Consider the following 21,730-nt stretch of genomic DNA (forward strand, 5'->3'; position numbering starts at 1 on the left):
GGTCATCCTTGCAGGATCGAAGAGACGAGCAGCTGGGTGTAGGCGGCCTGGGGGTCATCGAGCACGCGGTCAGTGAGCCCAGATTCGATCACCCGGCCGTCCTTCATCACGAGCGTGCGGTGGGAGATGAGCCGGGCCACGGCGAGGTCGTGCGTCACGATCACGACCGCGAGGCCGAGGTCGGCGACGAGCGAGCGGATGAGATCGAGCAGACGAGCCTGCACCGAGACGTCCAGGCCGCTGGTGGGCTCGTCCATGAAGACGAGCTTCGGCCCGAACACGAGGTTGCGGGCGATCTGCACGCGCTGGCGCATACCGCCCGAGAAGGTGGCTGGCGTCTCATCCATGCGTTCTCGCGGGATCTCCACACGCTCCAGCCAGTCCGCCGCCTGCGCGCGGATCGTGCCGTAGTGGCGTTCGCCGTTCGCCATCAGCGGTTCGCCGACGTTGCCGCCGGCTGAGACGTGCATCCGCAGTCCGTCCGCGGCGTTCTGGTGCACGAAGCCCCACTCGGTACGCCAGAGACGGCGCACCTCGCGCTCCGACAGGGAAGACAGCTCGACAAGCTCGTCACCGGTGCGGTAACGGATCGATCCCTCGTCGATGCTCAGTCGCTGCGACAGCATCCCCAGCAGGGTGGACTTGCCCGAGCCGGATTCCCCGACGACGGCGAGCACTTCGCCCGGCCACAGGTCGAAGTCGACGCCTCGGCATCCAAAGCGCTCCCCATACCGGTGGCCTGCGCCGGTGACGCTGAGCAGTGGCTGATCGGTGTTCATACCGGGACCTCCTCGTTCTGGCGGCCGGTGATCGCGGCCGGAATCCGACGGTCCGCGTTCGCAGCCGCTGTGCGCTCGCAGTGGTCGGTATCGCTGCATGCGAACATCGCCCCTCCTGCGTCGTCGATGATGATCTCGTCGAGATAGACGCCCTCTGATCCGCAGATCTCGCACGGATCCTGGAAGCGCTGGGGTTCGAAGGGGAAATCCTCGAACCCGAGCGACTCGACGTCGGTGTACGGCGGGATGGCGTAGATGCGCTTCTCCCGGCCGGCGCCGAACAGCTGCAGCGCGGGGCTCTGGTGCATCTTCGGGTTGTCGAAGCTCGGCGTCGGCGACGGCGCCATCACGTAACGTCCGTTCACCATCACCGGGTAGTCGTACGTCTTGGCGATGTGACCGTAGCGCGCGATGTCCTCATAGAGCTTGACGTACATCAGTCCGTATTCCTCGAGGGCATGAAGGCGACGCGTCTCGGTCTCACGTGGTTCGAGGAATCGCAGCGGCTCGGGAATCGGCACCTGAAAGACGATGATCTGGCCATCGACGAGAGGTGTCTCGGGGATGCGGTGGCGGGTCTGGATCAGCGTCGCCTCATCCGTGCGCGTCGTCGCCTGAGCGCCAGCGACCTTCTCGAAGAACTGCCGGATCGACACGGCGTTGGTCGTGTCGTCGGCGCCCTGATCGATCACCTTCAGCGTGTCGGACTTGCCGATCACCGACGCGGTGACCTGCACCCCACCCGTGCCCCAGCCGCGCGGCATCGGCACCTCGCGCGAGGCGAACGGCACCTGGAATCCGGGGATCGCGACGCCCTTCAGCAGTGCGCGCCTGACGACGCGCTTGGTGTGCTCGTCGAGGTATCCCTCGTTGTAGACGATGCGCGGCTCGCTCATGATGCGTCCTTCCCGGCGGCTGCACGCCGCTCCTCGAATTCCTGGTTGAGGCGACGGATGAGCCCGAGTTCGGCCTGGAAATCGACATAGTGCGGCAGCTTCAGGTGCTCGACGAAGCCGGCGGCCTGCACGTTGTCGCTGTGCGCGATCACGAATTCCTCGTCCTGAGCGGGTGAGACCTCGCGCTCGCCGAACTCGTCCTTGCGCAGCGCGCGATCCACGAGCGACATCGACATCGCTTTGCGCTCGGCACGCCCGAAGACCAGTCCATAGCCGCGGGTGAACTGCGGCGGCTGGTCAGCCGTGCCGACGAACTGGTTCACCATCTGGCATTCGGTGACCTCGATGCGGCCGATCGGCACATCGTGGCCGATTTCTGGGGCCTCGAACGACACCTCGACCTCGCCCACGCGTACCTCTCCGACGAACGGATGCGTATTGCCGAAGCCGCGCTGGGTCGAATAGCCCAGCGACAACAGGAAACCTTCGTCGCCTCTGCTGAGAGCCTGCAATCGTTCGGCACGCGTCATCGGGAACGTCGTGGGTTCGCGGGTGAGATCGGCGGGATCCGGATCCTCCCAGCCTTCAGCTGGACGGTCAGGTTCGATGAGCGCGCTCCGGCCGAGCAGATCGGTGACACGCGGCATCGCTGCGTCGAACTCGACGTCGAGATCGAGCTCGGGATCGAGCTCCACATCGGGTTCGGTGATCGTCGGCGTCGGGAGCTCGTCGGCCAGCAGACGGTGCGTGTAGTCGAACGTCGCGCCCAACTGCTGTCCGCCCGGGATGTCTTTGAACGTCGCCGAGATCCGCCGCTCAGGCGGGAGACCGGACGTGTCCAGGGCGCGCGTCACGCCGAAGCGCGGCAACGTCGTGCGGTAGGAGCGAATCAGCGTGACCGCTTCGAGCACGTCGCCCTGCGCCTGCAGGAGCGCCTTCGCCGCCAGGTCGGGATCGTACAGCGAGCCCTCTGCCATGACTCTGGAGACCAGCACACCGAGCTGGTCTCGCAGCTGATCGTAGGCGATGCGCTCGGTGTCGCCCGCTCCCCGTTTGGCCAACAGGGCGTGGGCGTTGGCGATCGCCTTCTCGCCACCTTTCACTGCCACGTACATCAGCGGCTCTCCTTCAGTGCAGTGGTACGCGGCAGTCCGCGCACGTCGTCTTCACCGGCGAGGATCAGGTCGACCCCGCGCGGGTAGCGCCTCGTGTTGGCATCCCATGTCTCGAGGAAGCCCGGTCGTTCGGGCGAGGATGCCGGCAGGCCTGCGCCGTCCCAGCAGACCTCTCCGTTGATGCCAGGACCGGACGCCACGAAAGAGCCGGTCGGCTCAGCGCCTGCCGCGTCGATGATGACCGTCGCGGACAGATGCGGTTCCTCGTCGCTTCCCTGGCGCAGGTCACTCAGCGACGGCACGGCCGACGGTCCGGATGCGACGCAGAACAGCGCATCGTGCGCATCGGCCACGATCCGCGCGCCGGTGTGGAAGCGGATCCACGTCTCGACGTCGCCGGTACCGCGCAGCGCGGGGTCCAGCCAGATCGGAGTCTGCTCGTCGCAGAGCGTCAGAACAAGCGCTCCGACCGTCGGGCTCAATGGCGCGGGTGGCACCATGCCGGCGCGGACCGGCTGTGCGAGCGTCGGGCGCGCGAGCGCTGCAAGTGCAGCACGGAAGATTCGCTGCGCGTCGTTGACCGGATCTGCGAGACCCGGCGTCTGGATGGCGGTGACGTTCACTCGTCTTCCTCCTCGTCCGGCCCGAAGCCGTCGTTCTCTCGTGCGACCGTGAAGAAGTCCACGACAGTGGCCCGCTCCTCCCGACGCTTCTGGTGATCGTGTGCCGACTGCCCCCGTTCGAGAGGCTCGATGACCTCCGCCATCACCCGGTCGCGAGCCGCGGATTCCAGCATCCCCTCGAAGATTGCGGCGAGCGCGGCGTGCTCCGGATGGCTGCCGAGAACATAGGCCGAACCGACAGCCTCGTCGGAGCCGCTGCGCACGGCGACCGTCGCCCTGGTGGCGGTGGCTTCGCCGAGATGGAAGCGATCGCCGGTGCCGCCGATACGGCCTTGCACCATGACCAGGCCGGATTCCGGACCGCGCAGGTATTCGATCTGAGGACGATCGGTCCACGTGCGCCAGAGATCGGCGAGTTGGGCTTCGGTCGCGCCGACGAGGACGCGTGCGGTGCGGCGTCGTTCCTCGGGATTCCGTGCGTTCGTGTTCATGCCTCCACTTTCCGGCGTGGAAGTGGCCCAGACCGGATGCTTCAGTTACCGGCAGGTGAACCGTTTGGTAAACGACTGGTGACTTGTCGCGCAGTCGGTTAGTGCGCCGTGGATGCCGCAGCATCCCGCCCGTCGAACTCGATGACGACGCGAATGCGGTCCTGGCGCATCCAGGACCGACTGAACATCAACGGCGCGCCCCCGACACCGTCGCGGGTGAGGGTCTCCAGGCACCACACCGGAGCGGGTGCGCGCAGCTCGAGCCGTTGCACCACCAGCGCGGGCGGCAACTCGGTCGACGCCCGCGACCATGCGCGGGTCGGGTCGCGGTGGGAGCCGCGCAGCACTTCGGTCAGCGATTCGATCGCGCGCAGACTCACATCGACGTGATCGAGGATGCCTGGGCGAATCCACTCCTCGCCACACATCGCCGGCTGATCGTCGATGTACCCCACCCGTACGAGGCGCATGCAGCTCTCGCCCGCCGGAACATCAAGGTGTGCGGCGATGTCTGCCGGGGCGTCATGAATGCCGGCATCCAGAACGAAGGTGCGCGCTTCGGCTCCGGCGCGTTGAACAGTGTCATGCAGCGACGGTGCAAGGCCGGGCGAAAGGAGATAGTCGATCCTCCTGTTCACGAACGTGCCGGATCCGTGCACCCGCCGCAGGAGGTACCGATTCTCGAGCTGCTCGATCGCCCGCCGAACTGTACTGCGCGTCGCGTTAAACCGGCCCATCAGCTCATGCTCACTCGGCAGCCGCGCCCCGGGAGGCAGCTGTGCCACTTCGTCTTCCAGCGCCGCCACGATATCGAGCATGTCGGCCAGAATACGAAGCAACGGTGAACAGCAGGTGACTCAGGATCCGGCGGATCGGTCCCCCATCAGACTGCGACGACCTCCAGCACGAGCGCGGATGCGGGCGCCAGCAGCGGCGTGCGCAGCCCGATCCCCGACAGCAGCGACCCCGGCAACACGACGCCACCGTCTGCCAGCCACGGCACGGTCTTCGGATCGAGGTATGCCTTCGTCGTGAGCGCTGACACGACCGAGACCCGGTAGGTCAACGCGGGATCCAGACCCGGCAGGCGCAGCGCCGGAGGCACCGACCACTCACCTGTGGTTTCCCGCGTCAGCCGGAACAGCGCGTGCCGCTTATCCTGCGCCACCGCCCCGGTCAGCAACTGTCCCTCGTCGTCGGTTGCATCGTGCACGAGTTCGCCGGTGTGCATGAGTTCACGCAGCCGCTTGTACTCGAGAATCCACGCTGCAAGCTCTGCGCGCTCCTCGTCCGTGAACCGAGTGATGTCAGTCTCGATACCCGCCGACGCAAACAGGGTCGTCGCCATCCGGAAGCGCAGGTCGGTCGCGCGGCGCGTCGTGTGCGCAGTACCAGGCCCGACATGGCTGCCGATCAGCTCGGGCGGCAGCAGCAGCTCGGTCCAACGCTGGATGCGCGAACGCTCGATCGGGTCATTCGTATCCGACGCCCACACCCGATCGGTGTGCGCGAGAATACCGAGATCGACTCGCCCGCCACCCGAGGAGCACGACTCGATTTCCACGGCGGGGTGACGCCGGCGCAGATCATGAAGCAGCGCGTACACCGCACGGGTCTGCGTATCCACGCCCGCACGACCCGCATGCGCGGCCTCGAGCAGATCGCGGTTGTGATCCCACTTCAGGTATTCGATCGGGTACTCGTCCAGAATCGCACTCAGTCGCTCCAGCAGATACGACGCGACCTCCGGACGCGCAACGTCGAGCACATGCTGATTGCGCCACGAACGCGTCTCGCGCCCCGCGGCACGCAGCAGCCATTCCGGATGCTCGCGCGCAAGCTCCGAATCGAGGTTGACCATCTCCGGCTCGACCCACAGCCCGAACCCCATGCCGAGCTCGCGCACGTGATCGACGATCGGATGCAGGCCCTCCGGCCACACTGCAGGGTCGACGAGCCAGTCACCCAGGCCGGCGTCGTCTCGGCGGCGCCCAAGGAACCAGCCGTCATCAAGCACGAAACGCTCCACGCCGACGGATGCCGCGGCATCCGCCAGTGCGACCAGCGGAGCCAACGTGTGGTCGAAGTACACCGCTTCCCAGGTGTTCAGTACGACGGGACGCGCAGACGAGGGATGCGCCGGACGGGCACGCAGCGAACGGTGCAGCCGCGACGACAGGCCGTCGAGGCCGGCCTCACTCCACACGAACCATGCCGTCGGCGCGGCGAACGCCTCACCCGATGCGAGCACGATCTCATCGGGGCGCAGCAGCTCGCCCGCACCCAGCACGTTGCGGCCTTCGGGTAGGCGGTCGGTGCGATAGACGGCATCCCCACTCCACGCGAGGTGCACAGCCCAGACCTCACCCGTTCGGTCACTGAAACCCGGCGTTCCCGCGACAGCGAGCGTCGGGGCATCATGCCCCGTGCGTCCGCGACGCGACTCACGCACCTGGCTGCCCATCACGATCGGACGACGCTGCGGCGAGCGCTCACGCATCCATCGTCCGGTGAAGTCGAGCAGCTCACTCGCTCGCTCGGCGACAGGCAACACCGCATCCAGACCCGCGATCGTGACAGCCTCGCTGCCTGAGTTCACGACACGGTGATCGACGCGCAGCACACCGTCGGCGTCAAACCGCAGCGCGCTTTCCAGCCTCAGCCCTTCGGCCACCGCAACGATCGAGAAGCCACGCTCGTCGGCGTCGATTCGCTCGAGCGTCCAATCCGGCAGCAGCGGCGCACCGGCGATTGCACCAGACAGGCCCGGACGCCCCTGCCAGCCATCCCGTTCGGTCGGCAAAATCGTGAGTGGCCATACCTCGTCGAGCGCGCTCGCGGGAATCTGGCGCACGCTGGCCGAGTCGAGCGCCGCGAGCGCGGCGTCCGACACTTCACCGACGTCCGCACCCCAGTGGAGCACCTCCGGCAGTCCGGCGTCGCGGAAGGCAACGACCAGCGCCGCGCCTGCGGCGTGGAAACGTCGAACATCGGGCATGGCGGAGCCTCCGTCGTTGTGGAGGTTCCAGCGTCCCGCGCAGAGCAGGGGTTTGTCAAATCATGAAACAAAGAATTATGCGAGCATCCCACGAATGGCGATTCCCGCACCTGCACGCGCCCACTCCGAGAAGTCTCCGGTGCGCACATCCAGGTCCACTTCCACAGCTTCCCGGTCGAGGCGGTCGGCGAGCGCCGCACGCATCGCCTCTCCGCCGAGCTCATGCACGGCGATGCCGTCGCCAGTGAGTACGACCTTCTGCGGATCCACGAGATTGACGACCGTGGCAATGAGCACACCCAGCGCCCGGCCAGCATCCGCGAAGACTGCACGCGCGATGGGATCACCCTCACGTGCCGCCTCGACGACCTGCGAGTAGTCCGCGCCGGCCTGGCGATACGCCCCGACTATGGCGTCGTTCACGAGCATGCTCGACGCGCAGCCCCGGTGCCCGAGATCACAGTGCGGACCCGCCTCATCCACGATCGTGTGACTCACCTGACCCGACCGTGCGTGCGCACCCTCGACGACGTTGCCACCCACGACGAGACCGCAGCCGATGCCCATCCCCACCGTGATGAGCGCCATGTCGTCAATGCCAGCGCCCGCACCGAACCAGTGCTCGGTCGCGGTCAGCGCCTGCACGTCGTTCTCCACTGAGCACGGCATGCCGGTCGCGGTCTCGACCATCACACCCAACGGCACGTCCTCCCACTCGAGGAACGCAGACTGCTCCACCAGCGCGCCGGTAGCGCGACGGCCCACTCGTCCTGCGAGCGTGATGCCGATGGCAACCAGGTCCGGCCACTGCGCCGAGAAACCCCGTGCCACATCCGCGATCTGGCCAACGACGTCTGCGGGATCGCGTGAGACGAGCGCTTGATCGACCGAGGCCACGATGCGAGCGGACAGGTCAGTGACAACGACGTAAAGGCGATCGCCGGTGAGTTTGACGCCGAGGAAATGACGCGCATCCGCACGCAGCGACAGGAGCTCCGATGGCCGGCCGGTCTGCGCCATCAGCCGCGTCTCTCCCTCCGCGAGGAAGCCCCCGTCGACGAGCTGCCTGGTGATGCGCGTGAGGCTCGCTCGCGAAAGGTGCAAGCGTCGCGCGATCTCCGCGCGGGGCAGCTCACCGTGGATGAGCACTTCGAGGAGCGCGGCGCGCACGGCCGGAGACATCTCGCGCATTTCTGTCATCTGATTCACCCTGTTTGTCACCTAATTAAACATAGTGGCTTGCGCCGAGGCCTAGAGGATTGAAAGGATCTCATCACACCCACGATCGAGGATCCATATGACACCCCGTCCTGCAGCAGACATCGTCTGGCACGCTCCGCGCATCTCTCTCACCTTTTCGGCGCCGGCCGATGGACCGGTGAGCGTCCTCTCACTGCGCCCCTCCGACTCCCCCGCACCCACACCTGTCCTGCCATCGGGTCACGGTGAGCAGCCACTCGTCGAGATCTCCGCGTTCGGTCATGGCCGCTTCCCCGGCAGTTACCGCCACGTCGACACGATCATCGGGCGCGATCTGCGTCTCGTGTCGCACGACGAATCGGAGAAGGACGGATGCCACGAACTGCGCATCGTGCAGGAAAGCATCGTGCAGGAAGACGGCTCGCGCGGCATCCGCGTCACGAGTGTCTTCCAAGCCCACGCCTCGGCTGCCGCCGTGCGCACCTGGACCGAGGTGACGACGGATGCTGAGCTCGTACTCGACGCCGTCTCGAGCTTCGCGACCGGATCGTTCCTCGCCGACGCTCAGGCGTCATCCGTCGACGCCATCGTGCTCACCCACGCCGACAACGACTGGATCGCCGAGAATCGCTGGAAGAGCGAACCGCTGCGCGCAGCCGGCCTCATCGACGTCGGCCGCCACCTGCACCACAACCAGCCGCCGCGCACGCGCATCGCGCTCGGTAACCGCGGCTCATGGTCCAGTGGCGAGAAGGTGCCCACCGCTGCCCTCGCGGCATCCGATGGTGGCTACGCCTTCGCCTGGCAGATTGAACACAACGGTCCGTGGCTGGCCGAGATCGGCGAGAACGGGCACGGCGCCTATGTGCTGCTCAGCGGGCCCACCGACCAGGAGCACCAGTGGAACGTACGCCTGGCCCCCGGCGAGACATTCCGATCCGCTCCGGTTTCCGTTGCCGTGGCCACCGGCGATGCCACCGATGCGCTGCGTGCGCTCACCGACCAGCGCCGCGCCATCCGCGTTCCGCGTAGCGCCGATGCTGCGCAGCCGGTCGTCTTCAACGACTACATGAACACGCTCATGGGCGACCCGACGACCGAGAAGCTACTCCCTCTGATCGATGCAGCAGCCGAGGCGGGTGCCGACTACTTCTGCATCGACGCCGGCTGGTACGCCGACGGGCACTGGTGGGACGGCGTCGGAGCGTGGGAGCCATCCACCGTGCGTTTCCCCGGCGGCATCACCGAGGTGACCGACTACATCCGCTCGCGCGGTATGACGCCAGGCCTGTGGCTCGAGCCCGAAGTCATCGGTGTGCGCTCCCCTCTCGCCGAGACGCTGCCTGACCAGGCATTCTTCCAACGCCAGGGCGTGCGCATCGCCGAGCACGGCCGGCACCTGCTGGATCTACGCCACCCCGCCGCTCGCGCACATCTCGATGCCGTCGTCGACCGCCTCGTCGATGAGTACGGCGTCGGCTTCATCAAGATGGACGAGAACACGATGACGGGCCCTGGCACCGACCTCGACGGACTCGCCCCTGGGCACGGCTTGCTCGAACACGCTCGCGCGCTGCTCAGCTGGATCGATGGCGTGCAGTCGCGGCATCCGGCACTCCTCATCGAGAACTGCTCATCCGGCGCTATGCGCATGGACTACGCACTGCTGTCGCGCCTGCACATGCAGTCGACCTCCGATCAGCAGGATCCGGTCGCGTACGCCTCCATCGCCGCTGCCGCGCCCGCGGCGATCCTGCCGGAGCAGGCGGGAAACTGGGCGTACCCGCAGGCGGGCATGACCGACGAGGAGCGCACGTTCGCTCTCGTCAACGGCGTGCTCGGCCGCATGTATCTGTCCGGCTATCTCAACCGCATGTCACCCATCGAGGTCGCCGCCGTACGCGAGGCCGTCACCGCTCACAAGCGCGTGCTCTCCGATATTCGCGACAGGCACCCGGAGTGGCCGCTGGGGCTGCCGGCATGGGACGACGATTGGGTGTCGCTCGGCCTTCGGAACGGCGACCACGCGTACGTGTCGGTATGGCGACGTGCCGGGTCCGAGACGTCGCGCCTGCACCTGCCGTGGGCGCAGGGGCGCGAGTTGTCGGCCGTAGCCTTCTTCCCGGCCGACGCCAGCGGGTGGACGTGGACATGGGATGCCGCATCCGCCGTCCTCGCGGTGACGGCATCCGGCAACGAGCCGTCCGCCCGCGTGCTGGAGGTGCACGCGGGCTGAGCGCACGCGCGTTGCAAAGCGGAGAGCGGGTGGCGCGCTGTTGCGCACCACCCGCTCGAAGGAAGCGCTCAGGCGGCAGCTGGGGCCGTCTTCGCGCCTTCCCACTCACCGGTGAAGTGGTTGAAGCAGACCGAGTTGTCCAGCGTCGTGCGGTCTGGTGTCTTCTCCCCACTGACGACCTTGCCGATCCGCTCGGGGTCAGGCGCAGCCATCGCGAGCAAGCGGGTGTAGTCGTGATGGGGGTCGAGGATGACGGCATCCGCTGGCCCCCGCTCGACAACGCGGCCCTTGTAGAGGACGAGGATCTCGTCGGAGAAGTGTCGCGCAGTGGCAAGGTCGTGCGTGATGTAGAGGACGGCCAGGTCGTCCTCTCGTTGCAGCCGACCGAGCAGGTTCAGCACGCCGAGACGGATGGACACGTCCAACATCGATACCGGCTCGTCAGCGAGCACGACCTGCGCGCCCGGCGCGAGCGCACGGGCGATCGCCACACGCTGTCGCTGACCGCCGGACAGCTCATGCGGACGCCGCTGCGCGAACGACTCGTCGAGATTCACACGCTCGAGCATCTCGATGACCTTCTCGTAGGTCTCATCGGCTCCGCGGGTGCGCTTGTGCAATTGCAGCGGGCGGCTGATGTGATGCTCGATCGAATGGAACGGGTTGAGCGAGGCGAACGGGTCCTGGAACACCATCTGCACGTGACGCCGATAGTCACGCCGCGCGACGGGCCGACCGTCCGGCTGCGTCACCGCGATCGTTCCAGACGTCGGCGTCTCAAGCTTGGAGAGGATGCGGGCGATAGTCGACTTACCCGAACCCGACTCCCCCACCAGCGCCACGGTTCGGCCGGGCACGAGGTCGAAGGAGACTCCGTCCACCGCACGGAATCGCTCGCGTCGCACACCCTTGCGGATGCTGAACTCCTTGACAAGATCAGTGACCTTCACGCTCGTCATGCGCGCACCTCCTCAGTGTCGATTCCGGTGTCGATTCCGGTTCGGATGAACGATCCGCGTGATCCGCTGAGGCTCGGGAATGAGGCGAGCAGTTTGCGGGTGTATTCGTGCTGCGGGTTTCGATACATCTCGTCCGCGCTGCTCAGCTCGACGATCTCGCCGCGCAGCATGACGGCGATGCGATCGCTGATCTCCAGCAGCAACGGCAGATCGTGCGTGATGAAAATCACAGCGAAGCCGAGCTCATCTCGCAGGCGAACGATCTCGCGCAGGATGTCGCGTTGCACGACGACATCGAGCGCTGTGGTCGGCTCATCCATGATCATGACCTGCGGTTCGAGGATCATCGCCATCGCGATCATCACGCGCTGACGCATGCCGCCGGACAGTTCGTGCGGATACGACGTGAGCCGCGATGGGTCGACGCCGACGCGACGCATCACGTCGGCTGCGCGCTCTCGGCGCGCGTGCTTCGACATCTTCGGGCGGTGCTCTTGCAAGACATCTTCCAGCTGGGCGCGGACGCTGGTCACAGGGTTGAGCGCATTCATCGCACCCTGGAACACCATCGACAGCTCCGACCAGCGGAACGCACGCAGCTTCTCGTCGTCGAGCGCGAGCAGGTCGATGTCTTCACCGCCACGATCGTGGAAAACGATGCTGCCGTTCGCGATACGCGCCGGCGGCTTGTGTAGTCGGTTCACGGCATAGGCGAGGGTCGTCTTGCCGCATCCCGACTCTCCGGCAAGGCCCAGAATCTCACCGGCGGCGAGCTGGAATGAGGCATTCCTGACCGCGGTGACGGGCTCCTCCACTTCGTAGACGACGGTGAGATCCTCGATCGTGAGAACGGGCCGACGGGCCTCGGTGACAGCACTCATCGGCTGCGCTCCTTCCTGAGCTGCTCGCGGCGCGCACGGCGTGCACGGCGCGCATGCTGGCGTACGTGCTTGAGCTTGGGGTTGATGATCTCGTCGATCGAGAAGTTCACCAGCGACAGCCCCATGCCGAACAGTGCGATGAGTAAGCCTGGCGGCACGAACCACCACCAGGCGCCCAGAGGCAGCGCGAAGCCGTTCTGCGCGTAGAAGAGCATTGTTCCGAGCGTGGACGAGTTGGATGCGCCGAGGCCGATGAACGACAGCCCTGCCTCGCCGAGGATCGCGGCGATGACGGCGAAGACGAACTGCGAGGCGAGCACGGGCAGCAGGTTTGGGAGGATCTCGACGACGATGACTCGCCACGCCTTTTCTCCTGCGACGCGGGAGGCTGCGACGTAGTCACGGTTGCGGATCGACAGCGTCTGTGCGCGCAGCACGCGGGCAGAGCCAGCCCAGCTCGTGATCGCCAGGACGACCGCGATGGTCCAGAGCCCTCGCGCCTCGGCCGGAACGAAGCCCGAGATGACGATGACCAACGGCAGGCCGGGAATCACCAGGAACACGTTCGACAGGAGCGAGAACGCCTCATCGGCGAAGCCGCCGATGTAGGCGCCGAAGATCCCGAAGAACGCCGATAGCGCGGTGGCGAGAACGCCGACGATGAGGCCGATCTCCAGCGACCCACGCGTGGCGTATGTGAGCTGCGCCAGCACATCCTGGCCCGTCTGCGTCGTGCCGAGCAGGTGTTCGGCCGAGGGGCCGGTGAGGCCGATGTTGCGGATGGTCGCCGGGTCACCGACGAGATAGGGACCGATGAGGCCGAACGCGGCGATGCTGCCGATGAGCACAAGTCCAAAGGCAAGCCAAGGCGTCATCGTCGGGAGCATCTGGCGAAGTGCCGAACGCGATCGCTGAGACCGGTTCGACCTCTCGCGCGCCGCACGCGTGACGATCGCCTCGGTCGCGTCGGCGAGCTGAGGTTCAGTGGTGGGGGCGATATTAGTCATGGCGATCAGCTCCGTGTCCGCGTGCGGGGATCGATGAGGCCGTAGAACAAGTCGACGATGAGGTTCGCGCCGAGCACTGCGAGCGTGATGAACAGGAAGAGTCCCTGCATGAGTGCGTAATCGTTGTTCGTCACCGCCGAGAGCAACTTGGAGCCGATGCCGGGGTACGAGAACACCTGCTCGGTGATGACCGAGCCGCCCACAACGAAGCCGAGTGAGATCGCGAACCCGGCGATGGATGGCAGCACCGCATTGCGGGCCGCGTAGTTGCGCAGGATCCGGCCGTTGGAGAGGCCCTTCGCCTGAGCGGTGAGGATGTAGTCCTCCGAGAGTGTCGAGACCATCATGTTGCGCATGCCCAGCAGCCATCCGCCGAGCGACGCAATCACGATTGTGAGCGCCGGCAGGAAGCCGTAGTAGATCGCCGAGCCGATGAACTCCCAACTCCAGCCCGGGTCGAGGATGACGTTGTACCCGCCCTGCGACGGGAACAGTCCAAGCCCAGTGGACAGGAAGTACACCAGGATGAGCGCGAGCCAGAAGTACGGCACGGCCGCCAACAGCGTCGTCGCCGGCACCAGCGAGTCCACCCAGGTGCCCGGCTTCCAACCGACGAAGGCGCCCAGCGAGACGCCGATGATGAACGCCAGCACTGTCGAGATACCGATCAGCATGATCGTCCAGGGCAGAGAGACCGCGATCACCTCTGTGACCGGCGCCGGGAAGTAGGTGACCGATACTCCGAGGTCGCCCTTGAAGACGTTCACCAGGTAGCTGACGTATTGAACGATCAGCGGCTCGGACGAGTCGCCACCGAGGAGGAGTTCGTATGCGTGCCTGGTCTCGGCCGATACCTGCCCACCGCGCTGCTGGAGCTTGGCGAGCAGAATATCGACTGGGTTGCCCGGCAACAGGCGCGGGATCAGGAAGTTGAGCGTCAGCGCCGCCCACAGGGCGACAACGTAGAAGCCCAGCTTTCGTACGTAGTAATTCACCGGATCACGCCCGCCGTCATCTCAAACTCCTCCTCGGCCACGGTCACTCGCCCGTCGGCTTCAGCGCCTTGAAGATCTGCGCGTTGTCTGGCGATGCCCAGATTGCCGGGAACGCGTACAGGTCATCGAGCGTGGGCCAGCCGGTGAACTTCGAGGCATGGAACTCGCTCGTCGTTCCTCCGGTGAGGATCGGAATGTACGGCAGGTCCTCGACGATCGCGGCCTGGATGATGTCGAACTGTGCCTGGCGCGTCTCGATGTCGGCCGGGTTCGTCTTCTTGAGCACGGCGAGTGCCTCATCGACGGCAGGGTCGCTGAAGCGCGCGACATTCACGGGGGCGGCCTGACCGACCTCGGCGGTGTTCGCCGTCGAGAAGTAGTTGTTGTACAGGTAGTAGGGATCGGATGCCGCGCCCTGGCCGAGCGAGTCGATGGCCAGCTCGTAGTTGCCCTTGCTCTTCTTGTCCGTCCACTCGTTCCACGAGGACTGTGCGGCTGTGACGCCGATGCCTGCTGCCTTGAGCTGCTGGGCCATGGTGTCGATCGCGGTGATGTAGTCGGTCCAGCCGGTGACGACCTCGACCGTGAGGTTCAGCGCGACACCATCCTTGGCATAGATGCCATCGGCATCCTTCTCGTAGCCGGCACCGGTGAGGATCTCGTCGACCTTGTCGAGGTCAGCCGTCGCCGGAACGCTATTGTCTTCGATAGCGCCGGAGATGAACTCTTCCTGCGATGGCAGCAGTGCGAAGGTCGGCGACATATCGCTTGCGGTGTCCTGGAAGGCGAGCGAGTTCATCTGTTCGCGGTCAAGGGCGTAGTAGATCGCCTGACGCACGGCAGGATCCGTCTGCGGACCGGTGCAGCCGAGGTCAGCGTTCGAGCAGGTGAGCAGCGCCATCTGGTTCGCGCCGATGGTGATCGCCTCGTAGCCCGGGTAGTTCTCTGAGACGTTCTGGATGTCGGGGACCGGGCCCGTCTGCCAGTCGATCGTTCCGGCGGCAAGCGCGTCGGCCCCGGCGGTGTTTCCGGACAGCGACAGGTAGCGCACGTTCTCGACCGCGGGAGCGCCGTCCCAGTAGTCCTCGTTGGCGGTGAGGGTGAACGCCTGCGGTTTGAAGTTGGTCAGCGTGTAAGGGCCGGTGCCGATCGGCTCGGCGATGACATCGGTGATGGGATCGACGGCGGACCAGATGTGCTCCGGGACGATGAACGTCTTGCCGAGCACCTCGGGGCCGGTGACGAACGCGGGCTCGGGGAACACGATGCTGACGTGGAAGTCATCGACCTTCGTCACCGCGCCGGCGAATCCGCCGGTGTTGATCGACGGAGTGTCGAGGATCATCTGGAAGGTGAAGACGACGTCGTCTGCGTCGAACGCCTCGCCGTCGCTCCAGGTGACATCCTCGCGGAGCGTCAGATCGAGCTGCGTGCCGTCTTCGTTCCACACGTACTCGGTCGCGAGCAGGGGCTCGAAGGCCTCGGTGTTGACGTTCGTGACGAAGAACAGCGGCTCGAAGATCGTGCCGAGGCCGCCGATGTTGGTGGGCGCGTACGGGTTGAAGTTGCGCTGGTAGTCGCCGGCCTGGCCGGTGAAGGCGACGAGTGTGTTCGCCTCGGACGAGCCGCCGGAGTCGCCGGACGAGCCGGTGGAGGCACAACCGGTCAGTACGAGGCCGAGCGCGGTGGCGCCCGTGGCGATCGTGAGTGATGCGCGACGAGCGCGCTGTGAGCGAAGAATCATCCTTGGTCCTTTCCTCACGCCGTAGCTGGAGCTGCGGCGTCGACGAACCCTGTGCTGAAGCAGGGGCTGGGAGTGCGTTCTCCCGGAGGCCATTGTTACGCACTGAAACGAAGTCCGTCAAGCCACTTAGGACACAAACGGAACAAAGCATTCGAAGCGCTTCCCTGCCAAGGGCAGAGCGGGGACCCCGTCCGACGTTCACCGGATGGGGTCCCCGTTATTGCGCGCGTGGAGTCAGGCCTGCAGGTCTCCCGCGTGTCGCAGAACGAGCGGTGCGGTGAATGCCGCAGGGTCGGTTCCTGCCGGCGCACCCGTCACAAGGAACGCGTGGCTCTCGCCGGGCAACAACGTCACGAGCCCGCTGTCGACAGCCGCATCGACGTGCCCCCGATCGGCGAGCACGAACACGTCGCGCACGTACGAACGCGCGGTCACCGTCACGCGCACAGCGCCATCCACTGCTTCGGCGGAGACGTCGAACGGCGACTTCTCGAGGCGCTGATCGACGACCTCGGCGAAGTTGTGCACCCCGCGACCGAAGCCAGGAGCGTCGATGACGAGCACTTCCCCCGCGGCATCCGCTGGCGTCTGCAATTCTGAGGGGATGGCGATGGTCGCCTCGCCACGTGCAACGATCTCTGCGGCGACCGTGGCCTCCGCCAGCAGCGTGCCATCGAAAGCGATGCGCCTGATGGCGACGTCACCGGACCAGGCATCCGCATGGTCGTTGAGAAGCACGGCCGCGAGGATGCCATCCTGCGGCTGCACCGTGATGAAGCGGGGCTCGTAGACGGCCTTGAGCGCGTACCAGAGGGGCTTGCGGCGCTCGGCGAAGTCGACAGCTGCCCAAGAGATCACCGGCCAGTCGTCGTTGAGTTGCCAGACGATCGTGCCGGTGTTGTACGGCGCGAGCGAGCGGAAGTACGAGATGCCGAAGCGGACGGCTGCGGCCTGGTTGAGCTGCGTGGCCCAGTGCCAGTCGTCGATCGTCGCGGGCGCTGGCAGATGCGGACCGTAGCCGCGTTCAAGCTTGAGGTTTCCGTCGCCAGCCTTCTGATGCACGAGCATCTGCTCGCCGTAGGGCCCGAGCGGGGAATCGTGCACGACATTCGTCAGCGTCGTCCAGGCCGGCGGCCCCTGGAAACCGAATTCGGCGACGAAGCGGGGCTTCCAGTCGGCGTAGGCGGTGTAGTCCTTCTCATTCCAGACGTCCCAGATGTGCGTGGTGCCATGCGTATCAAGGTTGGGGCTCACGTAGGAAGAGAACGAGTACGGGCTGCCTGCCGAGTAGAAGCGCGTCGGGTCAAGCTCGGCGAGCAGTCGCGGGAACAGGCGACGGTAGTACGCCTCGCCCCAGGTCTTGCCGTTGAGAGTGGCGCGCCATCCCCAGTCGGAGTAGCCGACGATGTTCTCGTTGTTGCCGTTCCAGATCGCGAGCGACGGATGCGCGGACAGCCGCGCGATCGACTCGCGAGCCTCGGCCTCGATCTCGTCGGCGAGCCACTCTTCTTCGGCGTACGCGGCGCAGGCCAGCAGGAAGTCCTGCTGCACCAGCACGCCCTGCTCGTCACAGATCGTGTAGAACTCTTCGGATTCGTAAATGCCGCCGCCCCAGATGCGCAGCAGGTTCATGTTCGCTTCGGTTGCATCCGCGATGCGGCGGGCGTAGCGGTCGCCGTCGATCTCGGTGAGGAAAGCGTGGTCGGGGATCCAGTTGGCGCCACGGATGTGCACGAGCTGCTCGTTGACATAGACGGCGTACGGGGTGCCGTGCTCGTCGGGCGCGATATCGACGCGAACCGTGCGGAAACCGATGCGGCGCGTCCATTCGTCCAAGCCGACGAGCCGGACCGCAAGGTCGTACAGCGGCTGGGCGCCGTGGCTGCGCGGCCACCAGAGGTCAGCGTCGGCGACCTCAACGTGCACATGGGCGCTGGTGGCACCTGCGGCAATCTCGGCGGTGACGGTCTGGCCGTCGATCTCGACGTCGACCTGCACGGCCTTCTGCTTGAGACCGTCTGCACGCTCGATCTCGATGTGGGCGTCAAGGATGCCGGTTGCGCCGGCGTCGCCGGTGCGGACGTCGACGAGGGGGCGGACGGATGCGATGCGCGCGGTGTCCCACGTCTCGATGCGGATGGGCTTCCAGATGCCAGCACCGGCGACGTCGATGCCCCAGTCCCAGCCGAAGCTGCTGGCCATCTTGCGCACCGCGTTGTACGGGTGATGGTTCACGTGCGGGCGCGCATCGTGCTCTTCGGAGCGGGCGTGGGCTGCGGGGACGGGTGCGGCGAAGGCGACGCGCAGCGTGTTCTCCCCCTCGACGAGAGCCGAGGCGATGTCGAAGCGGTAGGAGCGGTGCTGATTCTGGGTGCGGCCGATTTCGACGCCGTTGAGCGTCACCGTCGCGATCGTGTCGAGGCCCTCTGCGACGAGGTCGCGGCGCTCGGAGCCATTCTCGTGCCAACGAAACGTGGTCTCGAATGCCCAGTCGACGTCGCCGATCCACTGCTGCGCGGTCTCGTTCGCTCCGTCGAATGGCTCGTCGATCAAGCCTGCGCGGTGCAGGTCGAGGTGCACCGAACCCGGCACTTGCGCGGGGATCGCGTGACCCGCGACGTTCTCGGGCGCGGGACCTGCGGTCGCGGTAACGGTCCAGTTCTCGGACAGTTCGATGACGGTCATGCGGCTCCTTCGCCTCTGGCACACCCCGGTGGGCGTAACACTTAGTTCCATAGTCTTACAAACTCTGGCCGTTTGCGCGACCCCTGAGTCGACGTCGATGACGTGACGGGTGGATAAGCTGACGTCGTGATTACGATCGGCGGAGCATCCGAATGGGCGCGCACCACCGCATCGCGGCTCGCTCGATCCGCTGTCAGCCCGGCCGCTGTACCGGCATGGATCGCGCTTGCGGTCGCCGGTGTCGCGCTCGTCGGCGTCGTCACGTTCGGCGGTCTGGATCGGTCGGATCCGATCCCCGCCGAGCTCACCGTCGGCGAAGAAGCGCGCGTGTCGCTGTATGCGGTGACAGTGCTCGATGCCGAGCTCACCGACAGCATCGAAGAGGAGTTCTTGGAAGCAGAGCCCGGCGAGACGCTGCTGGTCGCCACCGTCCTGCTGGAGAACCTCTCGGATCGACCGGTCGGCGTCGGCGTCGGTGCTGATCGAGTCCAATCGCAGCTCATCAGCGCATCGAATCCACTCATCGAGCTCGCCGACGTCGAGCAGACCAGCTCGCCCCGAGTGTGGCGTGACGACGGCTCTGCCGGATCGGTCATCCTCCAGCCCGGCGTCGCCAGCGAAGTGCGTATCGCGTGGACCGTCCCCGACGACGCCCTCCCCGACGGAGACTTCCAGCTGAACGTTCACGATGCCGCCGTGTCTACCGGCAAGATCCTGTTGGCTTCGGATCACATCACCTGGAAACGGGGCGACATCTCCGCCCGGATCAGCGCCACCGCCGGGAGCACGCCATGAAGCGAGCCTTGCCCTGGCTGACCGGCGCGGCGCTCGTCCTCGTCGCCGGCGTCATCACTGCGATCACTCCGGCTCAGGAGTCTGTGGATGACGCCTTCCTGATGCGCGGTGGTAGCGGAGAGACGGTGACTTCGCGGACGCTGACCGCAGCCATCGACGATGTTTTCTTCACGGAACACCTTGCGGTACCGGAATCCGATTGGCAGGCAGAGGGGAACTGGCTCGTCGTCACGGTCACGGCATCCGCACCGCTGACCGAGGTCGATGCCGCGATATCGCTCGCGACCCTCGTCATCGACGGGCGGGTGTTCCAGGCGAGCGAGCGTCCGTCGACGTCACTCGTCGGCGAGCGCCTGCATGTCGGCATCGACACCGTCGGTGTGCTGGCATTCGAGTTGCCATCCGACCTGCGCACCGGCGACGCCGAACTGCGCCTGACGATCGACAATTTCACGCCGCGGCTCGATGATCTGATCTCCATCCCGATCACACTCGATGACCTGCCCGTCGTCGCGCGCACCGATGTCGACGCCCCTGTACTGGGAGCGCCATGACCGAGGGCATCGTGGAGTGGTGGCGGAAACAGCGTGTGCCGCTGATCGCGCTGCTGGCCTCTGCGATCGCAGTAGCCTGCGTGCACGTGTGGCTCGATGTCCTCCCAGAACAGGACCAGAACACGGCCGCGGTCATCGAAGCGGATCGAAGCGCCGATATCTCCGGGCAGACGCTCAGACTCGTCTCCTCCCAATGGGACGAGTTCGAGAGCCCGGACGGTTCGCTCACATTCACCGTGCGCCTCGGAGCATCCGGAGGCACGGAATCGGCGAGCTGCGGCCCGTTCACTCTCACTGAGCCGAGCAGTGGCCGCGTGTGGCTGAATGCCCGCTCAGATCTGGAAGTGCCATTCGATATCGGCGAGCGATCCTGCCTGGAGGGCGAGTCATTCTCCTACGACATCGTGGCGGTCTTCCTTCTGCCAGAGGATGCCACCGGCCCCTTCGCTCTCGACATCAACGGCAGTGACGTCGCCGGTAGTGACGACACCGTCGCGCGCTTCGTGATCGAGAGGTGACGGCTGGGTCTCCAAGCCCGCCTCCGGCTGGGAGATGACGCTGTCGTATGCCGTCGCCACGATCGCGACGCGCAACGGCTCGGCGATGGCGGAGACACCGACCAGGATCAGTGGGAGAAACGCCGTCCAGAACGGCGTCTCGTGCCCTCCGAACAGGTACAGGATGCCGCGTGTTCCGAGTCGCTCGGCGAGACTCCACGCCGCATAGGCGACGGCGAACGCGCCGAACAGTGCAGGGCCTCCACGCCAGACCACTGCCACTGCGGCCCACAGATGCTCGAATCGATACGCCAGGATCCGGGAGAGCAATGCCGCCCTGCTGCCCTGCAGGGCAGAGAGCCTGCGGGGCACCGGCGCTTGTTCGAACGTCGTGCCGTAGATGACGCCGGCCACGGCGAGCCAGGCTGCGGGAATGATCAGGGCGGCCACGGCGATGCCGAATAGCCAGAGCGCCCCCTCCCACAGCGATGCGACGGGCGCGATGTTCGCCGCGACCCAGTCGCCGCTATCGTTCAGCCATCCGGCCACGACCCGTTCCGACATCCATGCCCGTACTTCTGACCACCATTGGCCGACGAGAGTGAACAGCATGAACGTCCACAGCACCTCAACATAGGCGGCGATCGCCAGCGTCCAGGTCGGCAGCCTTCCGCCGAGCCTCGACAGCACGAATCGCACCACCAGTGCGATCACGAGCACCGCGACGGGGAGCGCACTGACGGAGACGAGGCCGCCCCGGTCGCCGAGCTGGTCCAGGTCGTAGCCGGATTCGGGGAGGGCGACCGCGGCCGCAATGTTGAAGAACTCCGACAGATCGGTCGACAGCAGTCCCTGCGCGGCGTAGAACGCGGAGAACGGCAGAATCGCGGGCAGCATGGCACCCGCGAACTCGCGGTATCCATGAGCAGATGGACTGACGGCGTTCGCCAGCGACGGCCGGACGGCGAGATACATGGCGACGTAGGAGATGAGCCTGACCGCAACGGCGAGCGGCAGCAGGAGAAGCCCGCCGAGCGTCGTGTGGCCGCCCACGAATCCGGCGAGCTGCACGAGCAGCTGATGCAGGGCTTCCCCGCCCAGGCACCACGCCACGAGCGCTGGCCAGTGCTGCGCGAGGATGCGCAGGAAGGTTCGGAGGGCCTGGGCCATGCTGACAACCGTATCGCGGCGGGAGCATCGGCTTCGAGAACCTGCGCTCCCGCGATTGTGGTGACCGAGATTGGTAATTTCGCCCAGTAAATCACCGGTTAGCTA

General features: G+C 66.1%; 18 protein-coding genes. 3 read left to right on the plus strand and 15 right to left on the minus strand.

All coding sequences use genetic code 11. The features are described from left to right. Positions 1-2: 2 nt before the first annotated feature. The 8 genes from phnK to ACSU1G_RS31345 form a co-directional block, all read right to left on the minus strand. Positions 3-779 carry a phosphonate C-P lyase system protein PhnK gene (gene phnK, locus ACSU1G_RS31310; RefSeq protein WP_439285024.1) on the minus strand — a complete coding sequence of 259 codons (777 nt, stop codon included), beginning with the start codon at positions 777-779 and terminating at the stop codon, positions 3-5. After that, positions 776-1,675: an alpha-D-ribose 1-methylphosphonate 5-phosphate C-P-lyase PhnJ gene (locus ACSU1G_RS31315; protein ID WP_439285026.1), complete on the minus strand. Its 900-nt coding sequence runs from the start codon at positions 1,673-1,675 to the stop codon at positions 776-778. Before ACSU1G_RS31315 ends, phnK begins: the two co-directional genes overlap by 4 nt. Next, positions 1,672-2,790 (minus strand): carbon-phosphorus lyase complex subunit PhnI, encoded by a 1,119-nt coding sequence (locus ACSU1G_RS31320; RefSeq protein WP_439285028.1) that lies wholly within the window; start codon positions 2,788-2,790, stop codon positions 1,672-1,674. Before ACSU1G_RS31320 ends, ACSU1G_RS31315 begins: the two co-directional genes overlap by 4 nt. Then, positions 2,790-3,413, minus strand: a complete 624-nt coding sequence (gene phnH / locus ACSU1G_RS31325) for a phosphonate C-P lyase system protein PhnH (protein WP_439285029.1) — start codon at positions 3,411-3,413, stop codon at positions 2,790-2,792. Before phnH ends, ACSU1G_RS31320 begins: the two co-directional genes overlap by 1 nt. Further along, positions 3,410-3,904 carry a phosphonate C-P lyase system protein PhnG gene (phnG, locus tag ACSU1G_RS31330; protein ID WP_439285031.1) on the minus strand — a complete coding sequence of 165 codons (495 nt, stop codon included), beginning with the start codon at positions 3,902-3,904 and terminating at the stop codon, positions 3,410-3,412. The genes phnH and phnG overlap by 4 nt, the downstream gene beginning before the upstream one ends. A 98-nt stretch (positions 3,905-4,002) precedes the next feature. Continuing rightward, a complete protein-coding gene (locus ACSU1G_RS31335) occupies positions 4,003-4,722 on the minus strand; it encodes a GntR family transcriptional regulator (RefSeq protein ID WP_439285033.1) in 720 nt (239 codons plus the stop codon). Between the two features lie 65 nt (positions 4,723-4,787). Next, positions 4,788-6,902, minus strand: coding sequence for an alpha-galactosidase (locus tag ACSU1G_RS31340; RefSeq protein ID WP_439285035.1), 2,115 nt, complete (start codon positions 6,900-6,902; stop codon positions 4,788-4,790). Between the two features lie 75 nt (positions 6,903-6,977). Further along, positions 6,978-8,102, minus strand: coding sequence for an ROK family protein (locus tag ACSU1G_RS31345; protein ID WP_439285037.1), 1,125 nt, complete (start codon positions 8,100-8,102; stop codon positions 6,978-6,980). 97 nt (positions 8,103-8,199) lie between these two features. Here ACSU1G_RS31345 and ACSU1G_RS31350 point away from each other — a divergent pair, with 97 nt between their 5' ends. Beyond that, entirely contained in the window at positions 8,200-10,338 is a 2,139-nt protein-coding gene (locus ACSU1G_RS31350; RefSeq protein ID WP_439285039.1) for a glycoside hydrolase family 36 protein, read from the plus strand. A gap of 68 nt (positions 10,339-10,406) precedes the next feature. Here ACSU1G_RS31350 and ACSU1G_RS31355 read toward each other — a convergent pair whose 3' ends face one another. The 6 genes from ACSU1G_RS31355 to ACSU1G_RS31380 all read right to left on the minus strand — a co-directional run bounded on the left by ACSU1G_RS31355 (position 10,407) and on the right by ACSU1G_RS31380 (position 18,609). Further along, on the minus strand, positions 10,407-11,297 hold the full coding sequence (locus tag ACSU1G_RS31355; protein WP_439285041.1) for an ABC transporter ATP-binding protein: 891 nt from the start codon (positions 11,295-11,297) through the stop codon (positions 10,407-10,409). Continuing rightward, complete coding sequence (locus ACSU1G_RS31360; protein WP_439285043.1) at positions 11,294-12,178, minus strand: ABC transporter ATP-binding protein; 885 nt, start codon at positions 12,176-12,178, stop codon at positions 11,294-11,296. The genes ACSU1G_RS31355 and ACSU1G_RS31360 overlap by 4 nt, the downstream gene beginning before the upstream one ends. Continuing rightward, a complete protein-coding gene (locus ACSU1G_RS31365) occupies positions 12,175-13,185 on the minus strand; it encodes an ABC transporter permease (RefSeq protein ID WP_439285045.1) in 1,011 nt (336 codons plus the stop codon). Before ACSU1G_RS31365 ends, ACSU1G_RS31360 begins: the two co-directional genes overlap by 4 nt. 5 nt (positions 13,186-13,190) lie before the next feature. After that, positions 13,191-14,180, minus strand: coding sequence for an ABC transporter permease (locus ACSU1G_RS31370; RefSeq protein ID WP_439285047.1), 990 nt, complete (start codon positions 14,178-14,180; stop codon positions 13,191-13,193). 43 nt (positions 14,181-14,223) lie between these two features. Then, a complete protein-coding gene (locus ACSU1G_RS31375; protein WP_439285049.1) occupies positions 14,224-15,924 on the minus strand; it encodes an ABC transporter substrate-binding protein in 1,701 nt (566 codons plus the stop codon). A gap of 234 nt (positions 15,925-16,158) precedes the next feature. Beyond that, positions 16,159-18,609: a glycoside hydrolase family 2 protein gene (locus ACSU1G_RS31380; protein WP_439285051.1), complete on the minus strand. Its 2,451-nt coding sequence runs from the start codon at positions 18,607-18,609 to the stop codon at positions 16,159-16,161. Between the two features lie 126 nt (positions 18,610-18,735). On the opposite strand from ACSU1G_RS31380, the gene ACSU1G_RS31385 reads away from it, so the two are divergent. Together ACSU1G_RS31385 and ACSU1G_RS31390 are read left to right on the plus strand one after the other, a co-directional pair. Further along, a complete protein-coding gene (locus tag ACSU1G_RS31385; RefSeq protein ID WP_439285053.1) occupies positions 18,736-19,404 on the plus strand; it encodes a hypothetical protein in 669 nt (222 codons plus the stop codon). Then, positions 19,401-19,958, plus strand: a complete 558-nt coding sequence (locus ACSU1G_RS31390) for a hypothetical protein (protein ID WP_439285054.1) — start codon at positions 19,401-19,403, stop codon at positions 19,956-19,958. Before ACSU1G_RS31385 ends, ACSU1G_RS31390 begins: the two co-directional genes overlap by 4 nt. A 386-nt stretch (positions 19,959-20,344) precedes the next feature. On the opposite strand, the gene ACSU1G_RS31395 is transcribed toward ACSU1G_RS31390, so the two are convergent. Continuing rightward, positions 20,345-21,625 carry a hypothetical protein gene (locus ACSU1G_RS31395; RefSeq protein WP_439285056.1) on the minus strand — a complete coding sequence of 427 codons (1,281 nt, stop codon included), beginning with the start codon at positions 21,623-21,625 and terminating at the stop codon, positions 20,345-20,347. Between the last annotated feature and the right edge of the window lie 105 nt (positions 21,626-21,730).

Source organism: Microbacterium sp. A93, assembly GCF_051842835.1.